Source organism: Cellulosimicrobium sp. So1_17, from assembly GCF_055181235.1.
In genome coordinates this window covers 1-19,543 of record NZ_CM143702.1, presented here as the reverse complement: position 1 = coordinate 19,543, position 19,543 = coordinate 1, and the positions used below count along the sequence as shown (strand labels likewise).

Sequence of the window (19,543 nt, the reverse complement as noted above, 5' to 3'; positions counted from 1 at the left end):
CCGGCTGCTGCGCTCGTCGGCGCTGGTCAGCGCTGGTCGGTGGGCAGCCAGGCGAACGGGTCGGCGGCATCGGTCTTGTACTCGAGACCGATCCAGCCGTCGTAGCCGCCGGCGCGCAGGTCCTTGGTCCAGCGGTCGATCGGGAGGTCGCCCGTGCCGGGCTCGCCGCGTCCGGGTGCGTCGGCGACCTGCACGTGGGCGATGCGGCCGCGGTAGGTCGACAGGGCGGCGTCGACGTCGTCGCCGTTGACGGACAGGTGGTAGACGTCGAACAGCAGGCCGACGTTCGTCTCGCCGTGGTCGGCCGCCACGCGGTCGATGACGCGCACCGCGTCCGCCGCGGTCCTCAGCGGGTAGGCGGGGGCGCCGCTCACCGGCTCGACGAGCACCGTGCCGCCGATCCGTGCGACGGCTCGCGCCGCGAGCGCCAGGTTCTCCGCGCCGAGCTCGTCCTGCTCCTCCGGCGACACGCCTTCCTGGCGGTTGCCGTAGAGCGCGTTGAACGCGCGGCAGCCGGTGCGCTCGCCGATCTCGGTGACGACGTCGAGGTTGGCGCGCAGGTCCGCCGAGCGGGCCGGCCACGACACCAGGCCGCGGTCTCCCCCGGGCATGTTCCCGGCGTCGAAGTTCAGGCCCGTGAGCTGGACGCCGGCCGCCTCGATCGCCCCGACGAGGGTGTCGACCTCGTCGCGCGACGGCGTCGGGGTCGCGAACGGCCACCACAGCTCGATGCCGCGGAAGCCCGCCGCAGCGGCGGCGGCCGGCCGCTCGAGGAGCGGGAAGTCGGTGAGCAGGATCGAGCAGTTGACGGTGTACGTCGGGTCGTCGGTCGCGTTCGTCATCGTCGTCTCCCGGAGTGTCGGGTCCCACAGCGCCGCCTCGGTGCGCCTTCCATTCTGCGGAACTTTTCTTCTGCTGTATGGAAGTGTAGGCAGTCCCGCGCGCCGCAGTCAACACCTGACCGGACCCCGAAGCACCGGCTGCCCGTTGTGGGCATGGAAAGGGCCCGGTCTCGCGCGCGAGACCGGGCCCTTCTCATGCCCACAGCACTTCAGGAGCGTCAGCGGCGGTCGAGCCTGACCTGCCGGTTGACGTCCTTGTAGAGCAGGTACCGGAACGGCTTGGGGCCGCCCGCGTAGCAGGCCTGCGGGCAGAACGCCCGGAGCCACATGAAGTCGCCCTCCTGGACCTCGACCCAGTCCCCGTTGAGGCGGTAGACGGCCTTGCCCTCGAGCACGTACAGCCCGTGCTCCATGATGTGCGTCTCCGCGAACGGGATCGACCCGCCCGGCTGGAACGTCACGATGTTGACGTGCATGTCGTGCGCGAGGTCCTCGGGGTCGACGAACCGTGTCGTCGCCCACGCGCCGTCGGTGTCGGGCATCTCGCGCGGTGTGACGTCCTGCTCGCGCGTGACGAACGACGTCGCGCGGTGCCCGGCGATCGGCTCGTACACCTTGCGCACCCACTGGAACGACGCCTTGGCGTCCGACCGGTTGTGCAGGCCCCACCGCTCCCCCGCCGCCAGGTAGGCGTAGCCGCCCGGCTCGAGCACGTGCTCGGCGCCGTCGAGCGTCAGGACCAGCGTGCCCTCGGTGACGAAGACGACCGACTGGACCGTCTCCTCGTCCTCGCCCTGGTCGGCGCCGCCTCCCGGCGCGACCTCCATGACGTACTGCGCGAACGTCGTCGCGAAGCCCTCGATCGGCCGCGCGAGCACCCACAGCCGCGTGGCCTCCCAGCCCGGCAGCTTGCTCGTGACGATGTCGCGCAGCACGCCGCGCGGGATCACCGTGTACGCCTCGGTGACGATCGCGCGGTCGGTGAGCAGCTCGGTCTGGCCGGGCAGGCCGCCCTGCGGCGTGTAGTACCGGGTGCTCTGGGTCATGTCTCTCTCCTCGGGGTCGTGACCGGCGCGGGCCGGCCGCGCGGGTGCGGGGTGTACCGGTGGTGTGGCGTGTGCGTCAGCCCGCGACCGGCTGCGGGGCGTGGCCCGTGACGCGGACACGGTCCAGGCCGTCGAGGTCCAGCCCCGTCGCGGTCCGGACCTCGGCCTCCGTGAGCGCGCCGCAGTCGACGCCGCGCCCGAGGAACCAGGCCATCGCCTTCGCGGTGGCGGGCTCGTCGAGCACGCCGCCGCCGTCGGGAACGAAGCCCACGTAGGCCGCGAGGCGCGCGAGCGCCGCCGTGGCACCCTCCCGGTAGAACGCGTAGGTCGCGGCGAACCGGCTCGGGAGCTGGGCCGGGTGCAGGTCCCAGCCCTGGTAGTAGCCGCGCTCGAGCGAGCGCCGCACGAGCCGCCCGTGCAGGCGCCACGCGGCGTCGACGGCCTCGGCGTCACCGACGGGCAGCACGTTCGTGGAGCCGTCCGACAGGCGTACCCCCGTGCCGGCGACCGCGAGCTGCATGACCTGCTTCGCGTGGTCGGCCGCCGGGTGCTCCATCGACTGGTAGGCGGCCGCGATCCCGAGCGAGGCCGAGTAGTCGTACGTGCCGTAGTGCAGGCTCGTCACCCGGCCCGGGGCCGCGTGCACGAGCCGCGCGACCGCGGCGGTGCCGTCCGCCGCGAGGATCGCCTGGGGCGTCTCGACCTGGACCTCGAACCGCAGGCTCCCGGGCTCGAGCCCGTTCGCCTCCTCGACGCGCTCGCACACGCGGGCCATCGCGACGACCTGCTCGGGCGCGGTCACCTTGGCGAGGGTGACGACGAAGCCCTCGGGCAGCCCGGCGAGTCCGCGCGCGCCGCGCTCGGCCACGAGCTCGGCGACGAACAGGGCCGCCGTCCGTACGCCGCGCCGGCGCGTCGCCGCCTCGAGGCACTTGATGCGGATGCCGCTGAACGGTGTCGACGTGCCGTGCGCCTCCGACGCGGCGAGCGCACGCGCCGCGGCGACCACGGCGGCGTCCTCGGCGGCGTCGCCCTGGTCGCCGAAGCCGTCCTCGAAGTCGATGCGCAGGTCCTCTATGGCCTCCACGGCGAGCTTGGCCGTCACACGCTCCGTGACCGCCGCGGCGAGCACGGGGTCCTCGATGCCCAGGACGTCGACGAGCCGACGCACCCCGCCCGCCGCCTCGACGGCGGAGCGGGCCTCGGCGGCCCACTCGCCCGCGAGGCCGGCGGCGTACCGGTGGCCCGGGACGTAGACGGTGTGCACGGGCTGGCGCGAGCCGTCGTCTCCTGGGTAGCGCGCCTCGAGCTCCGCGTCCCAGGACCCGAGCAGGCCGTCGAGCGTCGCGTGCAGGGCCTCGACGTCGCCCTCGGTGAACCCGGCGGGCATCAGGACGCCTCGTCCGACGACTCCGCCGCGACGACCGCGTCGTACGCGGGGAGCGTGAGGAAGTCGACGTAGTGGTCGTCCAGGGCGATGCCCTCGACGAGCGTGCGGGCCTGCTCGTACGGTCCGGCGTCGTAGGTCTCGGGCCCGACGTCGGCGCGCAGGCGGGCGGTCTCCTCGCCCAGCAGCGTGCGGACCAGGTCCGCGGTGATCGTCGTCCCGACGCCCTCGCCGGCGGTGAAGGACGCACCCGAGCGCACCCACTGCCACACCTGCGACCGCGAGATCTCGGCCGTGGCCGCGTCCTCCATGAGGTTGTGGATCGCCACCGCCCCGTTCCCCGCGAGCCACGCGGCGACGTACGCGACCGAGACGTACAGGTTGTTCCGCAGGCCGGTCTCCGTGATGTCGCCCTGCGCGGACGACACGTCGAGGAGCTGGTCCGCCGTCACGTGGACGTCGGGCCGCTGCCGGTCGAGCTGGTTCGGGCGGTCGCCGAGCACCTCGTCGAACACCTCGCGGCAGACCGGCACGAGGTCGGGGTGGGCGACCCACGAGCCGTCGAACCCGTCGCCGGCCTCCCGCTGCTTGTCCGCGCGCACCTTGTCGAACGCCTGCGCCGTGACCTCCGGCTCGCGCCGGTTCGGGATGACGGCGGCCATGCCGCCCATCGCGAACGCCCCGCGGCGGTGGCACGTCGAGACGAGCAGCTCGGTGTACGCGCGCATGAACGGCGCCGTCATGGTGATCGCGCCGCGGTCGGGCAGCGTGAACGACGACCCCGAGTCGCGGAAGTACTTGATGACCGAGAACAGGTAGTCCCAGCGGCCCGCGTTGAGCCCCGAGGCGTGGTCGCGCAGCTCGTAGAGGATCTCGTCCATCTCGAACGCCGCGGGGATGGTCTCGATGAGCACCGTCGCGCGGATCGTCCCGTGCGGGACGCCGAGCGCCTCCTGCGCGACCGTGAAGACGTCGTTCCACAGGCGCGCCTCGAGGTGCGACTCCATCTTGGGCAGGTAGTAGTACGGGCCGGAGCCCCGCGCGAGGAGCTCCGTCGCGTTGTGGAAGAAGTGCAGGCCGAAGTCGACGAGCGCGCCGACGGCGGGTGCGCCGTCGACCTGGACGTGCACCTCGTCGAAGTGCCAGCCGCGCGGGCGGACGACCATGACGGCCAGGGGGTCGTCGTCGGTCTCCGGGCGCAGCGCGTACTGCTTGCCCTCGGGCGACGTGAACGCCAGGGTGCGGCGGGTCGCGTCGTGCAGCGCGACCTGGCCGCCGACGACGCTGGCCCAGTGCGGCGTCGACGCGTCCTCGAGGTCCGCGAGCCAGACCTTGGCCCCGGAGTTCAGCGCGTTGATCGCCATCTTCGGGGTCGGCGGCCCGGTGATCTCGACGCGACGGTCGAGCAGGTCGGCCGGCGCGCCGGCGACCGTCCAGTCCGCCGTGCGTACCTCGGCCGTCTCGGGCAGGAAGTCCAGCCGCCCGGTGCGCGAGACCTCCTCGCGCCGCGTGGCCCGGGCCGCGAGGAGCTCGTCGCGGCGCGCAACGAAACGGCGCTGGAGGTCGGCGACGAACGCGAGCGCCTCGGGCGTGAGGATCTCCTCCGCCCGCTCGACGGCGGGGCCGTGGACGGAGACGGCCGTGGTGGTGGTCATGGTGTGTCCTCTCTGCGGGATGCTGTCGGCGCGACGCGCGTGGTCGCTGTCAGGACCGCGCGGCCGGGGTCCCGGCGGGGCGTCCCGACGGGGCGCTCCCCTGAGCCTGGCCCGCCCGGTCCCGCTCCGCGACCTCGGCGACGGCGCGCGCCACCGACGTCGCGACGGTGGGCTCGAACACGCTCGGCACGATGTAGCTCGCGCTGAGCTCGCCGGGCTCGACGGCGTCGGCGATCGCGACCGCCGCGACACGCAGCATCTCGTCGGTGATCTCGCGCGCCCCGGCGTCGAGCAGCCCGCGGAACAGGCCCGGGAACGCCAGCACGTTGTTGATCTGGTTCGGGAAGTCGCTGCGCCCCGTCGCGACGACGGTCGCGTGCTGCGCGGCGGCGATCGGGTCGACCTCGGGCGTCGGGTTCGCGAGCGCGAACACGATCGCCTCGTCGGCCATCGTCGCGATGTCGTCGCCGGAGAGGATGTTCGGTCCGGAGACCCCGACGAACACGTCCGCCCCGGCGAGGCCCTCGCGCAACGTCCCCGTGAACCCGTCGGCGTTCGTCGTCGCCGCGAGGTGTCGGCGGTTCTCGTCGTCGCCCGCGTTGCCCGCGTGGAGCGCGCCCTTGCGGTCGAACGCCACGACGTGCCGCGCACCCTGACCCTGCAGGAGCTTGATGATCGCCGACCCCGCGGCGCCCACGCCCGACACGACGATCCGCACGTCCTCGATGGACTTCCCGACGACGCGCAGCGCGTTCGTCAGCGCCGCGAGCACGACGATCGCCGTGCCGTGCTGGTCGTCGTGGAACACGGGGATGTCGAGCTCGTCGCGCAGGCGGCGCTCGATCTCGAAGCAGCGCGGCGCCGAGATGTCCTCGAGGTTGATCCCGCCGTAGACCGGCGCGATCGCCTTGACGGTGCGGATGATCTCCTCGGTGTCCGTCGTGTCGAGGCACACCGGCCACGCGTCGACGCCCGCGAACTGCTTGAACAGCGCGGCCTTGCCCTCCATCACCGGCAGCGCGGCCGCGGGGCCGATGTCGCCCAGGCCGAGCACCGCGGTGCCGTCGGTGACGACCGCGACGGTGTTGCGCTTGACCGTGAGGCGGCGCGCGTCCTCGGGTCGCTCCGCGATCGCGAGGCACACGCGGGCGACGCCGGGCGTGTAGGCGCGGGCGAGGTCGGCGCGGTGGCGCAGCGGGACCTTCGGGTTGACCTCGAGCTTGCCGCCGAGGTGCATGAGGAAGGTCGCGTCGCTCACGTGGCGCACGGTGATGCCGTCGAGCGCGCCGAGCGCGTCACGGATCTGCTCGACGTGCGCCGCGTCGACCGTGTCGGCGGTGATGTCGACGACGAGGACGTCCGCGCCGGACTCCGAGACGTCCACACCCGTGATCGCGGCGCCGGTGGCGCTCACGGCCGCGACGAGGTCGCTCGCGGTGCGGTGCCCGCTCGGGGCCTCGACGCGCAGCGTGATGGAGTAGCTCGGGCTCGTCGCGACGTGCTTGGCGGTCGTCGTCGGGGCGGGCTGCGGTTCGGACGTCATGGTTGTTCCTTCTTCTCGTATGCTGAGGCGTATCTTCCGTGATGCGGAAGCGAGGGCGGGCGAACCGCTCTCGTCAGGTCGAGGTGCGCGCCCGTCGTCGGGCCCACCTGGTGGACAGGAGATGGTGATGGCCGAGAGCTCCGCGGCGAAGCCGGCAGGTGGCGTGCAGTCCGTCGACCGGGCCATCGAGCTGCTCGAGCTGCTCGCGGACTTCGGCGGCGAGTCGGGGCTGAGCGAGCTCGCGCAGCACGCAGGCCTCCCGCTGCCGACGATCCACCGCCTGCTGCGCACGCTGCTCGCGCAGGGATACGTTCGCCAGACGCCGTCGCGCCGCTACACGCTCGGCCCCCGCCTCATCCGGCTCGGGGAGTCCGCGGGCCGCCAGCTCGGCGCCGGCGCCCGCCCGTACCTCGAGCGGCTCGCGGAGGAGCTCGGCGAGTCGGCAAACCTCGCGATGATCGACCGCGACATGGCCGTGTACGTCGCGCAGGCGTCGTCCCGGCACTCGATGCGGATGTTCACGGAGGTCGGGCGCCGCGTCTTCACGCACTGCACGGGCGTCGGCAAGGCCGTGCTCGCCCAGCTCCCCGACCAGACCGTCCGCGAGATCGTCGCCCGGGTGGGCATGCCACCCGCGACGGACCAGTCGATCACCGACGTCGACGACCTCCTCAAGGAGCTCGACCGCACGCGCGAGCGCGGGTACGCGATCGACGACGGCGAGCAGGAGCTCGGCGTGCGGTGCTTCGCCGTGGCCGTGCCGGCCGCGCCGACACCCACCGCGCTGTCCGTCTCCGGGCCGGCCGCCCGCGTGACCTACGAGTTCGGCGAGCGGGCCGTCCCCGTGCTGCACCGCGTGGCCGCAGAGCTCACGCGAGAGCTCATCACGACGACGGCCTGAGCGGCCAGCGCGCGTTCGGACCGACGGCGGCGCGCCCCGCCGGGCCGCGGTTCTCCCGCGGTCCGTCCGGGCGCGTCGCGTCGTCATGGTCGTCGGCGCCGGCTGCTCAGCAGAACCCGGCCACGGTCGCCCAGGCGCGTGGCTCGGCCGCCACGCCCTCGCGCTGGACGGTCGCCTCGATGAGCCCGTACGGGCGGTCGGCCGCGTAGAAGACCTCGTTCGGGTTGTCGAGACCGAACGGCCCGAGGTCCACGAGGAAGTGGTGCTTGTTGGGCATCGAGAACTTGATCTCGGCGATCTCCGGGACCGCCTCGAGCACGGCCTTGCCCATCGCGAACAGGGTCTGCTGCAGCGCGAGCGAGTGCGTCGTCGCGAACGCCTCGAGCTGGATCGCGCGGACCTTCGCGTAGACCGCGTCGAAGTCGAGGTCCGTCGTCGTGTACCGCCAGCGCGACGTGACCGACGTCGCGAGGATGCGGTCGTCCGTCTCCACGAGCGTCGTGTAGCGGTCCCGCGGGAAGCCGTGGAACTCCGAGCCCGTCGACTTGAGCACGACGAGGTCCGTGAGCCCGGAGACGACGAAGACCTCGTCGCCGTCGCGCTGGACGACGGTCGTGCGCGTCTCCTGGTTGTTCCGGACGAACGCGTGGTCGTGCTCCCCGTCCGCGGTCTCGATGCGCTGCCAGGAGTACTGCTCGATCTCCCAGCGGCCGCCCTCGATCCAGTCGAAGTCCTCGACGAAGTGCGCACCGAGCCGGATCGCGAAGTCCTCGATCGCACCCACGCCGTCGCGGGCGAACGCGTAGACCGTGTTCTTCTGCGTGTCGGTCGCGACGCAGCGCGAGTTGTCGCCCTCGTAGTGCGTGGCCTCCTGGCCGCCTCGCAGCTGCGAGGAGACGTTGAGGTCGGTGATGCGGTGGCGCGGGGTGGAGCGGTCGACGCGCACGAGGCGCACCTCCGCCTTGCCCCACTGGTTGTCGCCGAGCACGATGGCGCCGGTCGCGCCCGTCGTCTGCTGGGCTGCCCCGGTGCTGCTCAGGGTCTCGGTCATGTCAGCTCCCTCGATAGGTCGAGTAGGCGAACGGGCTGAGCAGGACGGGGACGTGGTAGTGCTGCTCGGCGCTCGCCACCCGGAAGACGATGACGACCTCCGGGTAGAAGGACACGGTGTTCTGCCGGTCGAAGTACGAGCCCGTGTCGAACACGAGCCGGTACGTGCCGGGGACGAGGGTCTGGGGCCCGAGCTCGGGCACCCGACCGTCGTCGTTCGTGCGGGAGGACGCCACCAGGGACCAGCCCTGCCCCGTCGTCCTGCCCGCGATCTCCGGAGCCGCCTCCAGGCGGACGTCGATCCCCTCGGCGGGCCTACCGCTGGCCGCGTCGAGTACGTGCGTGGTGATGTGGCTGGCGTGCGCGCTCATGCGGACAGCACCCCTTCCAGCCGCAGCGCGGCGATCTCGCGCAGGTTGCGCGCGGCGTTCGCCCGCTCCGTCCGTGCGTCGTTGCCCAGGCGCTCCGTGAGCTGCTCGAGGATCTCCTCGGCGCTGCGACCGGCCGCCCGGACGAGGAAGACGTGACCGAACGTCTCCTCGTACGCACGGTTGCCGTCGGCGAGGCGCCGGGCGACGTCGTCGTCGCTCGTGTCGACGCCGGACTGCTCGCTGCGCGACATGCGCGCGTCCGTCTGCTCGCCGTCCGCCCGCTCGCCGATGCGCGGGTGGCGGCTGAGGGCCGCGTCGATCTCCGCGTCGGTCCAGGGGTTCGCGGCGGTGGCGGCTGCGTCGACGGCGTCCGCGACGGTCGCGTACGGCCGTCCCGCGGCGACGTCGTCGGCCCACCGCTCGACGTGCGCGCACGCCAGCAGCGCGTCCCGCGCGTCCTGCGCGGACAACCGGTTGAACTCGTCCAGCGTCATCGCCGTCCTCTTCGCCAGTCGGAACGTGGAGGTAACTATCCATATCGCGGAAGTTTGTTTCCGCTCAATGAATGTACGCCGTCCTCTGATGACGTGTCAACCAGCCTTCCGCTCCCGCGGTGATCGTGCACGCTCGAACCCCTGCGCGCGCCCAGCCCCAGGTGGCGCGTCACCGCTCGTGCCCGAACCCCGGGTCGGTCGTCACCAGGGGGTGCATGTGGCGCACAACCCCGGGGTTCGGCACCTTCCGTGTACCTGCGTAGGCGTCGACAAGAACGACGGCGGGCCCGGCAGCGGGTGCTGCCGGGCCCGGGGGCTCGTGACAGGTGACGGATGACGGGTGACCGCCGAGAGTCAGGCGGAGCCGAGACCCACCCGGAACTCGTCCTCCAGGATGCTCATGACCGTCGCGTCCGCCCAGCCGTCGCCGTCGCGGTAGACGTCGCGCAGGCGACCCTCCTCGCGGAAGCCGAGCGACTCGTACAGCATCCGCGCCCGAGGGTTGATGCTCAGGACGTCGAGGCTCACCCGGTGCAGGTGGGGACCGTCGTGCCGGACACCGTCGACGTCGGTCGTCCCGTCGAACGCGAACCGGAGAACCTCGAAGATCGCCTCCCTGCCGTAGCCACGACCGCGGTAGTTCGGCAGCAGCGCGAGGCGCAGGTTCGCCGAACCCGCGTGGTCGTCGATCTCGTTGAGGACGATCTCGCCGATCATCTCGTCGCTGACCTGCTGCCCGTCGCGCACGGCGCCGGGCGTGATCGCCCAGTCGTACCGGCCCTCGCGGTCGCTGATCGTCGCCGCCCACTCGTCGATCTGCTCACGGGTGAACGTCGCCGTCGTCCCCGTGAGCCGGTTCGACTCCGGGTCCTGCAGCGACTCCCACATCCGGTCCGCGTCACGCGCCTCGATCGGCCGGAGCCGCATCATCTCGCCGAGCAGGACAGGCCCCCTGGTCATGCGATCACCCGATCCGCTCGAGGACGAGCTCACGCACACGCCCGGCGTCCGCCTGGCCGCGCGTCGCCTTCATGACCGCGCCGATGATCGCGCCGACCGGACCGAGGTTGCCGCCCCGGACCTTCTCGACGACGTCGGGCTGAGCGGCGAGCGCGTCGTCGATCGCGGCGAGCAGCGCGCCGTCGTCCGACACGACCTCGAGACCGCGGGCCACGACGACCTGCTCGGGGTCCCCCTCGCCCGCGAGGACACCCTCCAGCACCTGGCGCGCGAGCTTGTCGTTGATGCGGCCCGAGTCGACGAGACCCTGGAGCTCGGCGATCTGGCCGGGGGTGACGGCGAGCCCGGCGAGCTCGACGTCGTCCTGCTTCGCGCGGCGCGCGAGCTCGCCCATCCACCACTTGCGGGCGCCGGCCGCGCTCGTCCCGGCGGCGACGGTCGCCTCGATGAGGTCGATCGCACCGGCGTTGACGACGTCGCGCATCTCCGCGTCCGCGTAGCCCCACTCCCCCTGCAGACGCCGACGGCGCGCCACGGGCAGCTCCGGCAGCCCCGCGCGGATCTCCTCGATCCACTCGCGCGGCGGCGCGACCGGGACCAGGTCGGGCTCCGGGAAGTAGCGGTAGTCCTCGGCGTCCGACTTCACGCGGCCCGACGTGGTGATGCCGGTGTCCTCGTGCCAGTGGCGCGTCTCCTGGATCACGGTCCCGCCGGCGTCGAGCACCGCGGCCTGCCGTGAGACCTCGTAGCGCACCGCACGCTCGACCGAGCGGAAGGAGTTGACGTTCTTCGTCTCGGTCCGCGTGCCGAGCGGCGACTCCGGGGTCGGGCGCAGCGACAGGTTGACGTCCGCGCGGACGTTGCCACGCTCCATGCGGGCCTCCGACACGTCGAGCGCCCGGAAGATGTCGCGCAGCGTCTGGACGTACGCCCGCGCGACCTCCGGCGCCCGGTCCCCCGCGCCCGTGATCGGGCGCGTGACGATCTCGACGAGCGGGATCCCGGCACGGTTGTAGTCGACGAGCGAGTACTCCGCCCCGTGGATCCGTCCGGTGGCGCCGCCGACGTGCGTGTTCTTGCCCGCGTCCTCCTCCATGTGCGCGCGCTCGATCTCCACGCGGAACACGGTGCCGTCCTCGAGCTCGACGTCGATCCACCCGTCGTGGGCGATCGGCTCGTCGTACTGCGACGTCTGGAAGTTCTTCGGCACGTCCGGGTAGAAGTAGTTCTTCCGGGCGAAGCGGCAGGTCTCGGCGATCTCGCAGTTGAGCGCGAGCCCGATCCGGATCGCGTACTCGACGGCCTTGCCGTTGACCACCGGCAGCGCGCCGGGGAGCCCGAGCGAGACGGGAGTCACCTGGGTGTTCGGCTCGGCGCCGAAGCTCACCTCGGCGGGGCAGAACATCTTGGTCAGCGTGCCCAGCTCGACGTGCACCTCGATCCCGATGACGGGGTCGTAGCGGCGTGTGGCGTCGGCGTAGTCGACCAGCTCGACGGTCGTGGCGGTCATCGGCTCAGCCCTCCTGCTCGGCGGTGGCGGTGGGCAGCGCGGGCGCGCGGTCGAGCAGCGGGCCACCCCAGGCCCCGTGCAGCGCGGCCTCGAGCGCCGCGCCCACGCGGTACATGCGGTCGTCGGCCTTCGCCGGGGCGAGGACCTGGAAGCCGACCGGGAGGCCGTCGTCCGACAGCCCGGCGGGCACGGACATGCCCGGCACACCGGCGAGGTTCGCGGGGATCGTCGCGACGTCGTTCAGGTACATCGCGAGCGGGTCGTCGAGCTTCTCGCCGAACCGGAACGCGGTCGTGGGAGCGGTCGGCGAGACGAGGACGTCCACCTGTCCGAACGCGGCGTCGAAGTCACGCTGGATGAGCGTGCGGACCTTCTGGGCGCTGCCGTAGTACGCGTCGTAGTAGCCCGCGGACAGCGCGTAGGTGCCCAGGATGATGCGGCGCTTCACCTCGTCGCCGAAGCCGGCGCCGCGGGTCGCCGCCATGACGCGCTCGGCGGTCACGGGGCCCTCCTCGGGCTCGACGCGCAGGCCGAACCGCATGCCGTCGAACTTGGCCAGGTTGCTCGACGCCTCGCTCGGCATGATCAGGTAGTAGGCGCCCAGTGCGTACTCGAAGTGAGGGCAGGAGACCTCGACGACCTCCGCACCCAGGCCCCGGAGCAGGTCGAGGGACTCCTCGAAGCGGGCGCTCACGCCCGCCTGGTACCCGTCGCCGCTCAGCTCCGTGACCACGCCGACGCGGACGCCGCGCAGGTCTCCCGTCGCGCCCTGCCGTGCCGCCTCGACGAGCGCAGGGGTCTTCTCGCGGATGGACGTCGAGTCCCGCGGGTCGTGCCCGCCGATGAGCTCGTGGAGCAGCGCCGAGTCCAGGACGGTGCGCGTGACAGGACCGGCCTGGTCGAGCGACGACGCCATCGCGATGAGCCCGTACCGGGAGACGCCTCCGTACGTGGGCTTCACGCCCACGGTCCCGGTGACGGCGCCCGGCTGGCGGATCGAACCACCGGTGTCGGTGCCGATCGCGAGCGGTGCCTCGAACGCGGCCACCGCGGCGGCGGACCCACCACCGGACCCACCGGGGATCCGGTCGAGGTCCCACGGGTTGTGAGTGTTCCCGTAGGCGGAGTGCTCGGTCGAGGAGCCCATCGCGAACTCGTCCATGTTCGTCTTGCCGAGGATCGGCAGCCGGGCGGCGCGGAGACGCTCGACGATCGTCGCGTCGTACGGCGGCACCCAGCCCTCGAGGATGCGGGAGCCGGCCGTGGTCGGCATCCCCTTCGTCACGACGACGTCCTTGACGGCGATCGGGACGCCCGCCAGCGGGTGCAGCTCCTCGCCGGCTGCACGTCGCTCGTCGACGTCACGCGCTGTCTCGAGCGCATCGTCGGCGCTCACGTGGAGGAAGGCGTTGACGGCGCCGTCGACGGCACCGATCCGGTCGAGGTGCGCCTGCGTGGCCTCGACGCTGCTCACGTCGCCCGCGCCGAGGCGCGCGGCAAGCTCTGCGGCGGAGATCCGGGTCAGGTCGTCGGTCATCATTCCTCCCCGAGGATCTGCGGGACGGCGAAACGGCCGTCCTCGGCCGACGGCGCACCCGCGAGGACGTCCGCGACCGGCAGGGCCGGCACGGGTACGTCGTCACGGAAGACGTTGGTGAGCGGAAGCGGGTGGCTCGTCGCGGGGACGTCGGGCGTGGCGACCTCGCTGACCTTCGCGATGGCGTCGACGATCACGTCGAGCTCCCCCGAGAGCCGGTCCAGCTCCTCGGGTCGCAGGTCGATGCGGGCCAGCGCGGCGACGCGCGCGACCTCGTCACGGGAGATGGTGGACATGGTCGCCATTCTAGAGGGGCGCGGGAGCCACGAGAGCGTGACGAGCTCGACGAACCCCGGCTCGATGCCTCGACCGGACCTCGCCGAACCGCCGGTCGGTGCCTCGACCGGAACCCGAAGGGCGGCAGCAGCGCCGCGCCAACAGGACAGCGCCCGCCGGTGGTCGTGCCGGTGACGAGCCCGCGGTCGTGTGGCACCCGAGACGTGTAGTGCCACGCAGGCCGGCGGTCGTCACGAGGCCCGGGTCTCTGCCCTGCCCGGTGGGCGCGAAAAAGGCCCTGCCCGGTAGGCGCGAAAAGAGTCCGGACATGCCGAAGGCCCACCCCGTGTGGGGTGGGCCTTCGGTGAAGGGTTGTCCGGCGGCGTCCTACTCTCCCACCCCGTCTCCAGGGCAGTACCATCGGCGCTGAAGGGCTTAGCTTCCGGGTTCGGTATGGGACCGGGCGTTTCCCCTTCGCTGTGACCGCCGTAACTCTGTCGAACACTTTCCCGGGTGCCGCCCCCTGGTGTGGGGGTGGTGGGGTTGGTGGTTCGGGAACCGCACAGTGGACGCGTCGCATGAGAGTGTGATGGGTGTTGAAGTTGTCGGCTGATTAGTACCGGTCAGCTGCACGGGTCGTTGGTCCCCGTTTCCACGTCCGGCCTATCTACCCAGTGTTCTGCTGGGTGCCTCTCACCCCTGAGGGTATGGAAACCTCATCTTGAAGCAGGCTTCCCGCTTAGATGCTTTCAGCGGTTATCCCTTCCGAACGTAGCCAACCAGCGGTGCTCCTGGCGGAACAACTGGCACACCAGAGGTTCGTCCGTCCCGGTCCTCTCGTACTAGGGACAGCCCTTCTCAAGTTTCCTGCGCGCGCAGCGGATAGGGACCGAACTGTCTCACGACGTTCTAAACCCAGCTCGCGTACCGCTTTAATGGGCGAACAGCCCAACCCTTGGGACCTACTCCAGCCCCAGGATGCGACGAGCCGACATCGAGGTGCCAAACCATGCCGTCGATATGGACTCTTGGGCAAGATCAGCCTGTTATCCCCGGGGTACCTTTTATCCGTTGAGCGACGGCGCTTCCACAAGCCACCGCCGGATCACTAGTTCCGACTTTCGTCCCTGCTCGACCTGTCAGTCTCACAGTCAAGCTCCCTTGTGCACTTGCACTCGACACCTGATTGCCAACCAGGCTGAGGGAACCTTTGAGCGCCTCCGTTACATTTTAGGAGGCAACCGCCCCAGTTAAACTACCCACCAGGCACTGTCCCTGGTCCGGATCACGGACCGAGGTTAGACATCCGAAGCGGCCAGAGTGGTATTTCAACGTTGACTCCACCCGCACTGGCGTGCGGGCTTCACAGTCTCCCACCTATCCTACACAAGCCGCACCGAACATCAATACCAAGCTATAGTAAAGGTCCCGGGGTCTTTCCGTCCTGCTGCGCGTAACGAGCATCTTTACTCGTAGTGCAATTTCGCCGAGTTCGCGGTTGAGACAGCGGAGAAGTCGTTACGCCATTCGTGCAGGTCGGAACTTACCCGACAAGGAATTTCGCTACCTTAGGATGGTTATAGTTACCACCGCCGTTTACTGGGGCTTAAATTCTGAGCTTCACCCGCAAGGGGTTGACCCGTCCTCTTAACCTTCCAGCACCGGGCAGGCGTCAGTCCGTATACATCGTCTTGCGACTTCGCACGGACCTGTGTTTTTAGTAAACAGTCGCTTCTCCCTGGTCTCTGCGGCCGTCCACGCTCCCCGAGCTAGTCGGTTCACGTTTCGGGCCCCCCTTCTCCCGAAGTTACGGGGGCATTTTGCCGAGTTCCTTAACCACGATTCGCTCGATCGCCTTGGTATTCTCTACCTGACCACCTGAGTCGGTTTGGGGTACGGGCGGCTAGAACCTCGCGCCGAGGCTTTTCTTGGCAGCATAGGATCACCCGTTTCGCGCATACGCGCTCACTATCAGCTCTCAGCCTCGTGTCGGGCGGATTTGCCTACCCGACGGCCTACAGCCTTGGACGTGGACTACCATCGCCACGCCGGGCTACCTTCCTGCGTCACCCCTGTTAATACGCTTACCTACTACCGGTTCGGGTCCCGCGCGCCCCTGTCCGGTGACCCCGAAGGGTCGGTGGACAGGTTTGGGCGGTTAGCATCACCGGGCTCGGTATGGGCGGTTCTTCGCCGGTAGGAGAATATCAACTCCTTGTCCATCGACTACGCCTGTCGGCCTCGCCTTAGGTCCCGACTTACCCAGGGCGGATTAACCTGGCCCTGGAACCCTTGGTCATTCGGCGGACGGGTTTCTCGCCCGTCATTCGCTACTCATGCCTGCATTCTCACTCGTGTGGCCTCCACCGCTGGGTTCCCCCGCGGCTTCACCGGCCACACGACGCTCCCCTACCCACCTGCGCCTCTGGACCACGAAGGCCTGAGTTACGCGCAGATGCCACGGCTTCGGCGGTGTACTTGAGCCCCGCTACATTGTCGGCGCGGAATCACTTGACCAGTGAGCTATTACGCACTCTTTCAAGGGTGGCTGCTTCTAAGCCAACCTCCTGGTTGTCTGTGCAACTCCACATCCTTTCCCACTTAGCACACGCTTGGGGGCCTTAGCCGGTGGTCTGGGCTGTTTCCCTCTCGACTACGGAGCTTATCCCCCGCAGTCTCACTGCCACGCTTCCACTTACCGGCATTCGGAGTTTGGCTGACGTCAGTAACCTTGTAGGGCCCATCGGCCATCCAGTAGCTCTACCTCCGGCAAGAAACACGTGACGCTGCACCTAAATGCATTTCGGGGAGAACCAGCTATCACGAAGTTTGATTGGCCTTTCACCCCTAACCACAGGTCATCCCCCAGGTTTTCAACCCTGGTGGGTTCGGTCCTCCACGCGGTCTTACCCGCGCTTCAACCTGCCCATGGCTAGATCACTTCGCTTCGGGTCTAGACCCAGCGACTATGGACGCCCTGTTCGGACTCGCTTTCGCTACGGCTTCCCCACACGGGTTAACCTCGCCACTGAGCACTAACTCGCAGGCTCATTCTTCAAAAGGCACGCTGTCACCCCAACCAAGGAGGCTCCAACGGATTGTAGGCACACGGTTTCAGGTACTATTTCACTCCCCTCCCGGGGTACTTTTCACCTTTCCCTCACGGTACTGGTCCGCTATCGGTCACTAGGTAGTATTTAGGCTTAGCAAGTGGTCTTGCCAGATTCACACGAGATTTCACGGGCCCCGTGCTACTTGGGATCCCCTTCGGGAGGCCGCGCCATTTCGTCTACCGGACTCGCACCGTCTGTGGTCCGCCTTTCAATGCGGTTCGACTATGACACGGCTTTCTGACTCCCCGGTGGACTGTCAGATCCACCAGAAGGGTCCCACAACCCCGGACACGCAACGCCTGACAGCTTTACCACGCGCCCGGTTTGGCCTCATCCGCTTTCGCTCGCCACTACTCACGGAATATCTCTTCCTGCCGGTACTGAGATGTTTCACTTCCCGGCGTTCCCTCCACACACCCTATATATTCAGGTGCAGGTCGCACGACATGACTCGTACGGGGTTCCCCCATTCGGAAACCCTCGGATCACAGCTCGTTTGCCAGCTCCCCGAGGCTTATCGCAGGCTACGACGTCCTTCTTCGGCTCCTAGTGCCAAGGCATCCACCCTGTGCCCTTAAAAACTTCGACACACACACTACAATCTATTCGCAGAGACCAAGAACAAAAACCACGGACACACCCCGAAGGGCACACCCGTACTTTTTGCATCTTGATCACTTCAAAGATGCTCGCGTCCACTGTGCAGTTCTCAAACAACCAACGACCCCGACCCGCACAGACCCGCCTACCCACCAAGACCAGCTCGGCGAGCGGTTCGCGATCCACGGACCGACCCGTACCAGGCACCACCACCGAAGTGGCCGGCGACCTGAGGACCCAACAGTGTGCTCGACAAGCCCCGGACCCGCCCGCGATGTTCCACCACACCCCCCGGACACCACCGAACCCCCCGAAGGAGAACCCAGCAGACCAGGCGACGCAGGTACTGACACCAGCGAGACCGACGCTCTTTCGTCAATGTTCCACCCATGAGCAACCACCCCCACACGCGAACGGCGTGGGCCGTGGCCACCACACACCACCCCGAGGGGAAGGCGTGCGTTGAAGCTCCTTAGAAAGGAGGTGATCCAGCCGCACCTTCCGGTACGGCTACCTTGTTACGACTTAGTCCCAATCGCCAGTCCCACCTTCGACCACTCCCCCCGGCGAACCGGTTGGGCCATGGGCTTCGGGTGTTACCGACTTTCGTGACTTGACGGGCGGTGTGTACAAGGCCCGGGAACGTATTCACCGCAGCGTTGCTGATCTGCGATTACTAGCGACTCCGACTTCATGGGGTCGAGTTGCAGACCCCAATCCGAACTGAGACCGGCTTTTTGGGATTCGCTCCACCTTACGGTATCGCAGCCCTTTGTACCGGCCATTGTAGCATGCGTGAAGCCCAAGACATAAGGGGCATGATGATTTGACGTCATCCCCACCTTCCTCCGAGTTGACCCCGGCAGTCTCCCATGAGTCCCCGGCATAACCCGCTGGCAACATGGGACGAGGGTTGCGCTCGTTGCGGGACTTAACCCAACATCTCACGACACGAGCTGACGACAACCATGCACCACCTGTGCACGAGTGTCCAAAGAGACCACCATCTCTGGTGGCTTCCCGTGCATGTCAAGCCTTGGTAAGGTTCTTCGCGTTGCATCGAATTAATCCGCATGCTCCGCCGCTTGTGCGGGCCCCCGTCAATTCCTTTGAGTTTTAGCCTTGCGGCCGTACTCCCCAGGCGGGGCACTTAATGCGTTTGCTGCGGCACGGAACTCGTGGAATGAGCCCCACACCTAGTGCCCAACGTTTACGGCATGGACTACCAGGGTATCTAATCCTGTTCGCTCCCCATGCTTTCGCTCCTCAGCGTCAGTTGCGGCCCAGAGACCTGCCTTCGCCATCGGTGTTCCTCCTGATATCTGCGCATTCCACCGCTACACCAGGAATTCCAGTCTCCCCTACCGCACTCTAGTCTGCCCGTACCCGATGCAAGCTCGAGGTTGAGCCTCGAGTTTTCACACCAGACGCGACAAACCGCCTACGAGCTCTTTACGCCCAATAATTCCGGACAACGCTTGCGCCCTACGTATTACCGCGGCTGCTGGCACGTAGTTAGCCGGCGCTTCTTCTGCAGGTACCGTCACTTGCGCTTCTTCCCTGCTGAAAGAGGTTTACAACCCGAAGGCCGTCATCCCTCACGCGGCGTCGCTGCATCAGGCTTTCGCCCATTGTGCAATATTCCCCACTGCTGCCTCCCGTAGGAGTCTGGGCCGTGTCTCAGTCCCAGTGTGGCCGGTCGCCCTCTCAGGCCGGCTACCCGTCGTCGCCTTGGTAGGCCATCACCCCACCAACAAGCTGATAGGCCGCGAGCCCATCCCTGACCGAAAAACTTTCCAACCACCCCCATGCGAGGACGGCTCATATCCGGTATTAGCCCCGGTTTCCCGGAGTTATCCCGAAGTCAAGGGCAGGTTACTCACGTGTTACTCACCCGTTCGCCACTAATCAACCCAGCAAGCTGGGCATCATCGTTCGACTTGCATGTGTTAAGCACGCCGCCAGCGTTCGTCCTGAGCCAGGATCAAACTCTCCGTAAATGATCAACGCCCACCACCAGACCCAAAGACCCGGCAGCGAACAATCCATACGAAGCGAACCCCGAAAGATTCACAAAACTGGCCTACAAACGAAAAACAATCTGACGATCATTCTCCGAAATCAACCAAAAACATCCCCAGACACAACCAACCAGCCACCCCGAACGGGACAACCCAGCCAGCCACGCCCACAAAGGGGACAAAAATTGGCATTGACTAACAAGCACACTGTTGAGTTCTCAAACAACCGACACACAC

General features: G+C 68.5%; 13 protein-coding genes and 3 rRNA genes. 1 reads left to right on the top strand and 15 read right to left on the bottom strand.

Translation table 11 applies throughout. The features are described 5' to 3' along the window. Nucleotides 1–26: 26 nt before the first annotated feature. From ACZCLJ_RS00080 to ACZCLJ_RS00060, 5 genes are all read right to left on the bottom strand, one after another. Nucleotides 27–842, bottom strand: coding sequence for a hydroxypyruvate isomerase family protein (locus ACZCLJ_RS00080; RefSeq protein ID WP_463105039.1), 816 nt, complete (start codon nucleotides 840–842; stop codon nucleotides 27–29). Between the two features lie 218 nt (nucleotides 843–1,060). Further along, a complete protein-coding gene (locus ACZCLJ_RS00075; protein WP_251151802.1) occupies nucleotides 1,061–1,888 on the bottom strand; it encodes a bifunctional allantoicase/(S)-ureidoglycine aminohydrolase in 828 nt (275 codons plus the stop codon). Nucleotides 1,889–1,964: 76 nt separating this feature from the next. Next, nucleotides 1,965–3,278, bottom strand: a complete 1,314-nt coding sequence (locus ACZCLJ_RS00070; protein ID WP_463105038.1) for a DUF6986 family protein — start codon at nucleotides 3,276–3,278, stop codon at nucleotides 1,965–1,967. Beyond that, nucleotides 3,278–4,930 carry a malate synthase A gene (gene aceB / locus ACZCLJ_RS00065; RefSeq protein ID WP_463105037.1) on the bottom strand — a complete coding sequence of 551 codons (1,653 nt, stop codon included), beginning with the start codon at nucleotides 4,928–4,930 and terminating at the stop codon, nucleotides 3,278–3,280. Before aceB ends, ACZCLJ_RS00070 begins: the two co-directional genes overlap by 1 nt. A 49-nt stretch (nucleotides 4,931–4,979) precedes the next feature. Continuing rightward, nucleotides 4,980–6,473 carry an NAD-dependent malic enzyme gene (locus tag ACZCLJ_RS00060; RefSeq protein WP_251151805.1) on the bottom strand — a complete coding sequence of 498 codons (1,494 nt, stop codon included), beginning with the start codon at nucleotides 6,471–6,473 and terminating at the stop codon, nucleotides 4,980–4,982. Between the two features lie 127 nt (nucleotides 6,474–6,600). Between ACZCLJ_RS00060 and ACZCLJ_RS00055 the strand changes: the two genes are divergently transcribed. Further along, nucleotides 6,601–7,374, top strand: a complete 774-nt coding sequence (locus ACZCLJ_RS00055; protein WP_251151806.1) for an IclR family transcriptional regulator — start codon at nucleotides 6,601–6,603, stop codon at nucleotides 7,372–7,374. A 106-nt stretch (nucleotides 7,375–7,480) separates the two neighbouring features. Here the strand turns inward: ACZCLJ_RS00055 and pucL are convergent, their stop codons facing one another. The 10 genes from pucL to ACZCLJ_RS00005 form a co-directional block, all read right to left on the bottom strand. Next, nucleotides 7,481–8,425: a factor-independent urate hydroxylase gene (gene pucL, locus ACZCLJ_RS00050; RefSeq protein ID WP_463105036.1), complete on the bottom strand. Its 945-nt coding sequence runs from the start codon at nucleotides 8,423–8,425 to the stop codon at nucleotides 7,481–7,483. Nucleotide 8,426: 1 nt separating this feature from the next. Then, entirely contained in the window at nucleotides 8,427–8,795 is a 369-nt protein-coding gene (gene uraH / locus ACZCLJ_RS00045) for a hydroxyisourate hydrolase (protein ID WP_251151808.1), read from the bottom strand. After that, entirely contained in the window at nucleotides 8,792–9,289 is a 498-nt protein-coding gene (gene uraD, locus ACZCLJ_RS00040) for a 2-oxo-4-hydroxy-4-carboxy-5-ureidoimidazoline decarboxylase (RefSeq protein ID WP_251151809.1), read from the bottom strand. Before uraD ends, uraH begins: the two co-directional genes overlap by 4 nt. 354 nt (nucleotides 9,290–9,643) lie before the next feature. After that, nucleotides 9,644–10,249, bottom strand: coding sequence for a GNAT family N-acetyltransferase (locus ACZCLJ_RS00035; RefSeq protein ID WP_251151810.1), 606 nt, complete (start codon nucleotides 10,247–10,249; stop codon nucleotides 9,644–9,646). Nucleotides 10,250–10,253: 4 nt separating this feature from the next. After that, nucleotides 10,254–11,759, bottom strand: coding sequence for an Asp-tRNA(Asn)/Glu-tRNA(Gln) amidotransferase subunit GatB (gatB, locus tag ACZCLJ_RS00030; RefSeq protein ID WP_463105035.1), 1,506 nt, complete (start codon nucleotides 11,757–11,759; stop codon nucleotides 10,254–10,256). A gap of 4 nt (nucleotides 11,760–11,763) precedes the next feature. Then, the gene (gatA, locus tag ACZCLJ_RS00025; RefSeq protein WP_463105034.1) at nucleotides 11,764–13,296 is read right to left on the bottom strand and encodes an Asp-tRNA(Asn)/Glu-tRNA(Gln) amidotransferase subunit GatA; all 1,533 of its coding nucleotides are present in this window, start codon (nucleotides 13,294–13,296) and stop codon (nucleotides 11,764–11,766) included. Further along, nucleotides 13,296–13,592, bottom strand: a complete 297-nt coding sequence (gene gatC, locus ACZCLJ_RS00020; RefSeq protein ID WP_435736537.1) for an Asp-tRNA(Asn)/Glu-tRNA(Gln) amidotransferase subunit GatC — start codon at nucleotides 13,590–13,592, stop codon at nucleotides 13,296–13,298. Before gatC ends, gatA begins: the two co-directional genes overlap by 1 nt. 354 nt (nucleotides 13,593–13,946) lie before the next feature. Further along, nucleotides 13,947–14,063: ribosomal RNA gene (gene rrf / locus ACZCLJ_RS00015) — 5S ribosomal RNA — on the bottom strand. A gap of 102 nt (nucleotides 14,064–14,165) precedes the next feature. After that, nucleotides 14,166–17,273: ribosomal RNA gene (locus tag ACZCLJ_RS00010) — 23S ribosomal RNA — on the bottom strand. A 488-nt stretch (nucleotides 17,274–17,761) separates the two neighbouring features. Then, nucleotides 17,762–19,285, bottom strand: a 16S ribosomal RNA gene (locus ACZCLJ_RS00005). Together the 16S, 23S and 5S rRNA genes form the textbook arrangement of a ribosomal RNA operon. Nucleotides 19,286–19,543: the final 258 nt, after the last annotated feature.

What these genes read in the sequence shown, in the direction of transcription:
- uraH (WP_251151808.1), bottom strand. Translation starts at nt 8,795, where the DNA reads ATGAGCGCGCACGCCAGCCACATCACCACGCACGTACTCGACGCGGCC.
- ACZCLJ_RS00055 (WP_251151806.1), top strand. Translation starts at nt 6,601, where the DNA reads ATGGCCGAGAGCTCCGCGGCGAAGCCGGCAGGTGGCGTGCAGTCCGTC.
- aceB (WP_463105037.1), bottom strand. Translation starts at nt 4,930, where the DNA reads ATGACCACCACCACGGCCGTCTCCGTCCACGGCCCCGCCGTCGAGCGG.
- gatA (WP_463105034.1), bottom strand. Translation starts at nt 13,296, where the DNA reads ATGACCGACGACCTGACCCGGATCTCCGCCGCAGAGCTTGCCGCGCGC.
- ACZCLJ_RS00060 (WP_251151805.1), bottom strand. Translation starts at nt 6,473, where the DNA reads ATGACGTCCGAACCGCAGCCCGCCCCGACGACGACCGCCAAGCACGTC.
- pucL (WP_463105036.1), bottom strand. Translation starts at nt 8,425, where the DNA reads ATGACCGAGACCCTGAGCAGCACCGGGGCAGCCCAGCAGACGACGGGC.
- ACZCLJ_RS00035 (WP_251151810.1), bottom strand. Translation starts at nt 10,249, where the DNA reads ATGACCAGGGGGCCTGTCCTGCTCGGCGAGATGATGCGGCTCCGGCCG.
- ACZCLJ_RS00070 (WP_463105038.1), bottom strand. Translation starts at nt 3,278, where the DNA reads ATGCCCGCCGGGTTCACCGAGGGCGACGTCGAGGCCCTGCACGCGACG.
- gatC (WP_435736537.1), bottom strand. Translation starts at nt 13,592, where the DNA reads ATGTCCACCATCTCCCGTGACGAGGTCGCGCGCGTCGCCGCGCTGGCC.
- gatB (WP_463105035.1), bottom strand. Translation starts at nt 11,759, where the DNA reads ATGACCGCCACGACCGTCGAGCTGGTCGACTACGCCGACGCCACACGC.
- ACZCLJ_RS00075 (WP_251151802.1), bottom strand. Translation starts at nt 1,888, where the DNA reads ATGACCCAGAGCACCCGGTACTACACGCCGCAGGGCGGCCTGCCCGGC.
- uraD (WP_251151809.1), bottom strand. Translation starts at nt 9,289, where the DNA reads ATGACGCTGGACGAGTTCAACCGGTTGTCCGCGCAGGACGCGCGGGAC.
- ACZCLJ_RS00080 (WP_463105039.1), bottom strand. Translation starts at nt 842, where the DNA reads ATGACGAACGCGACCGACGACCCGACGTACACCGTCAACTGCTCGATC.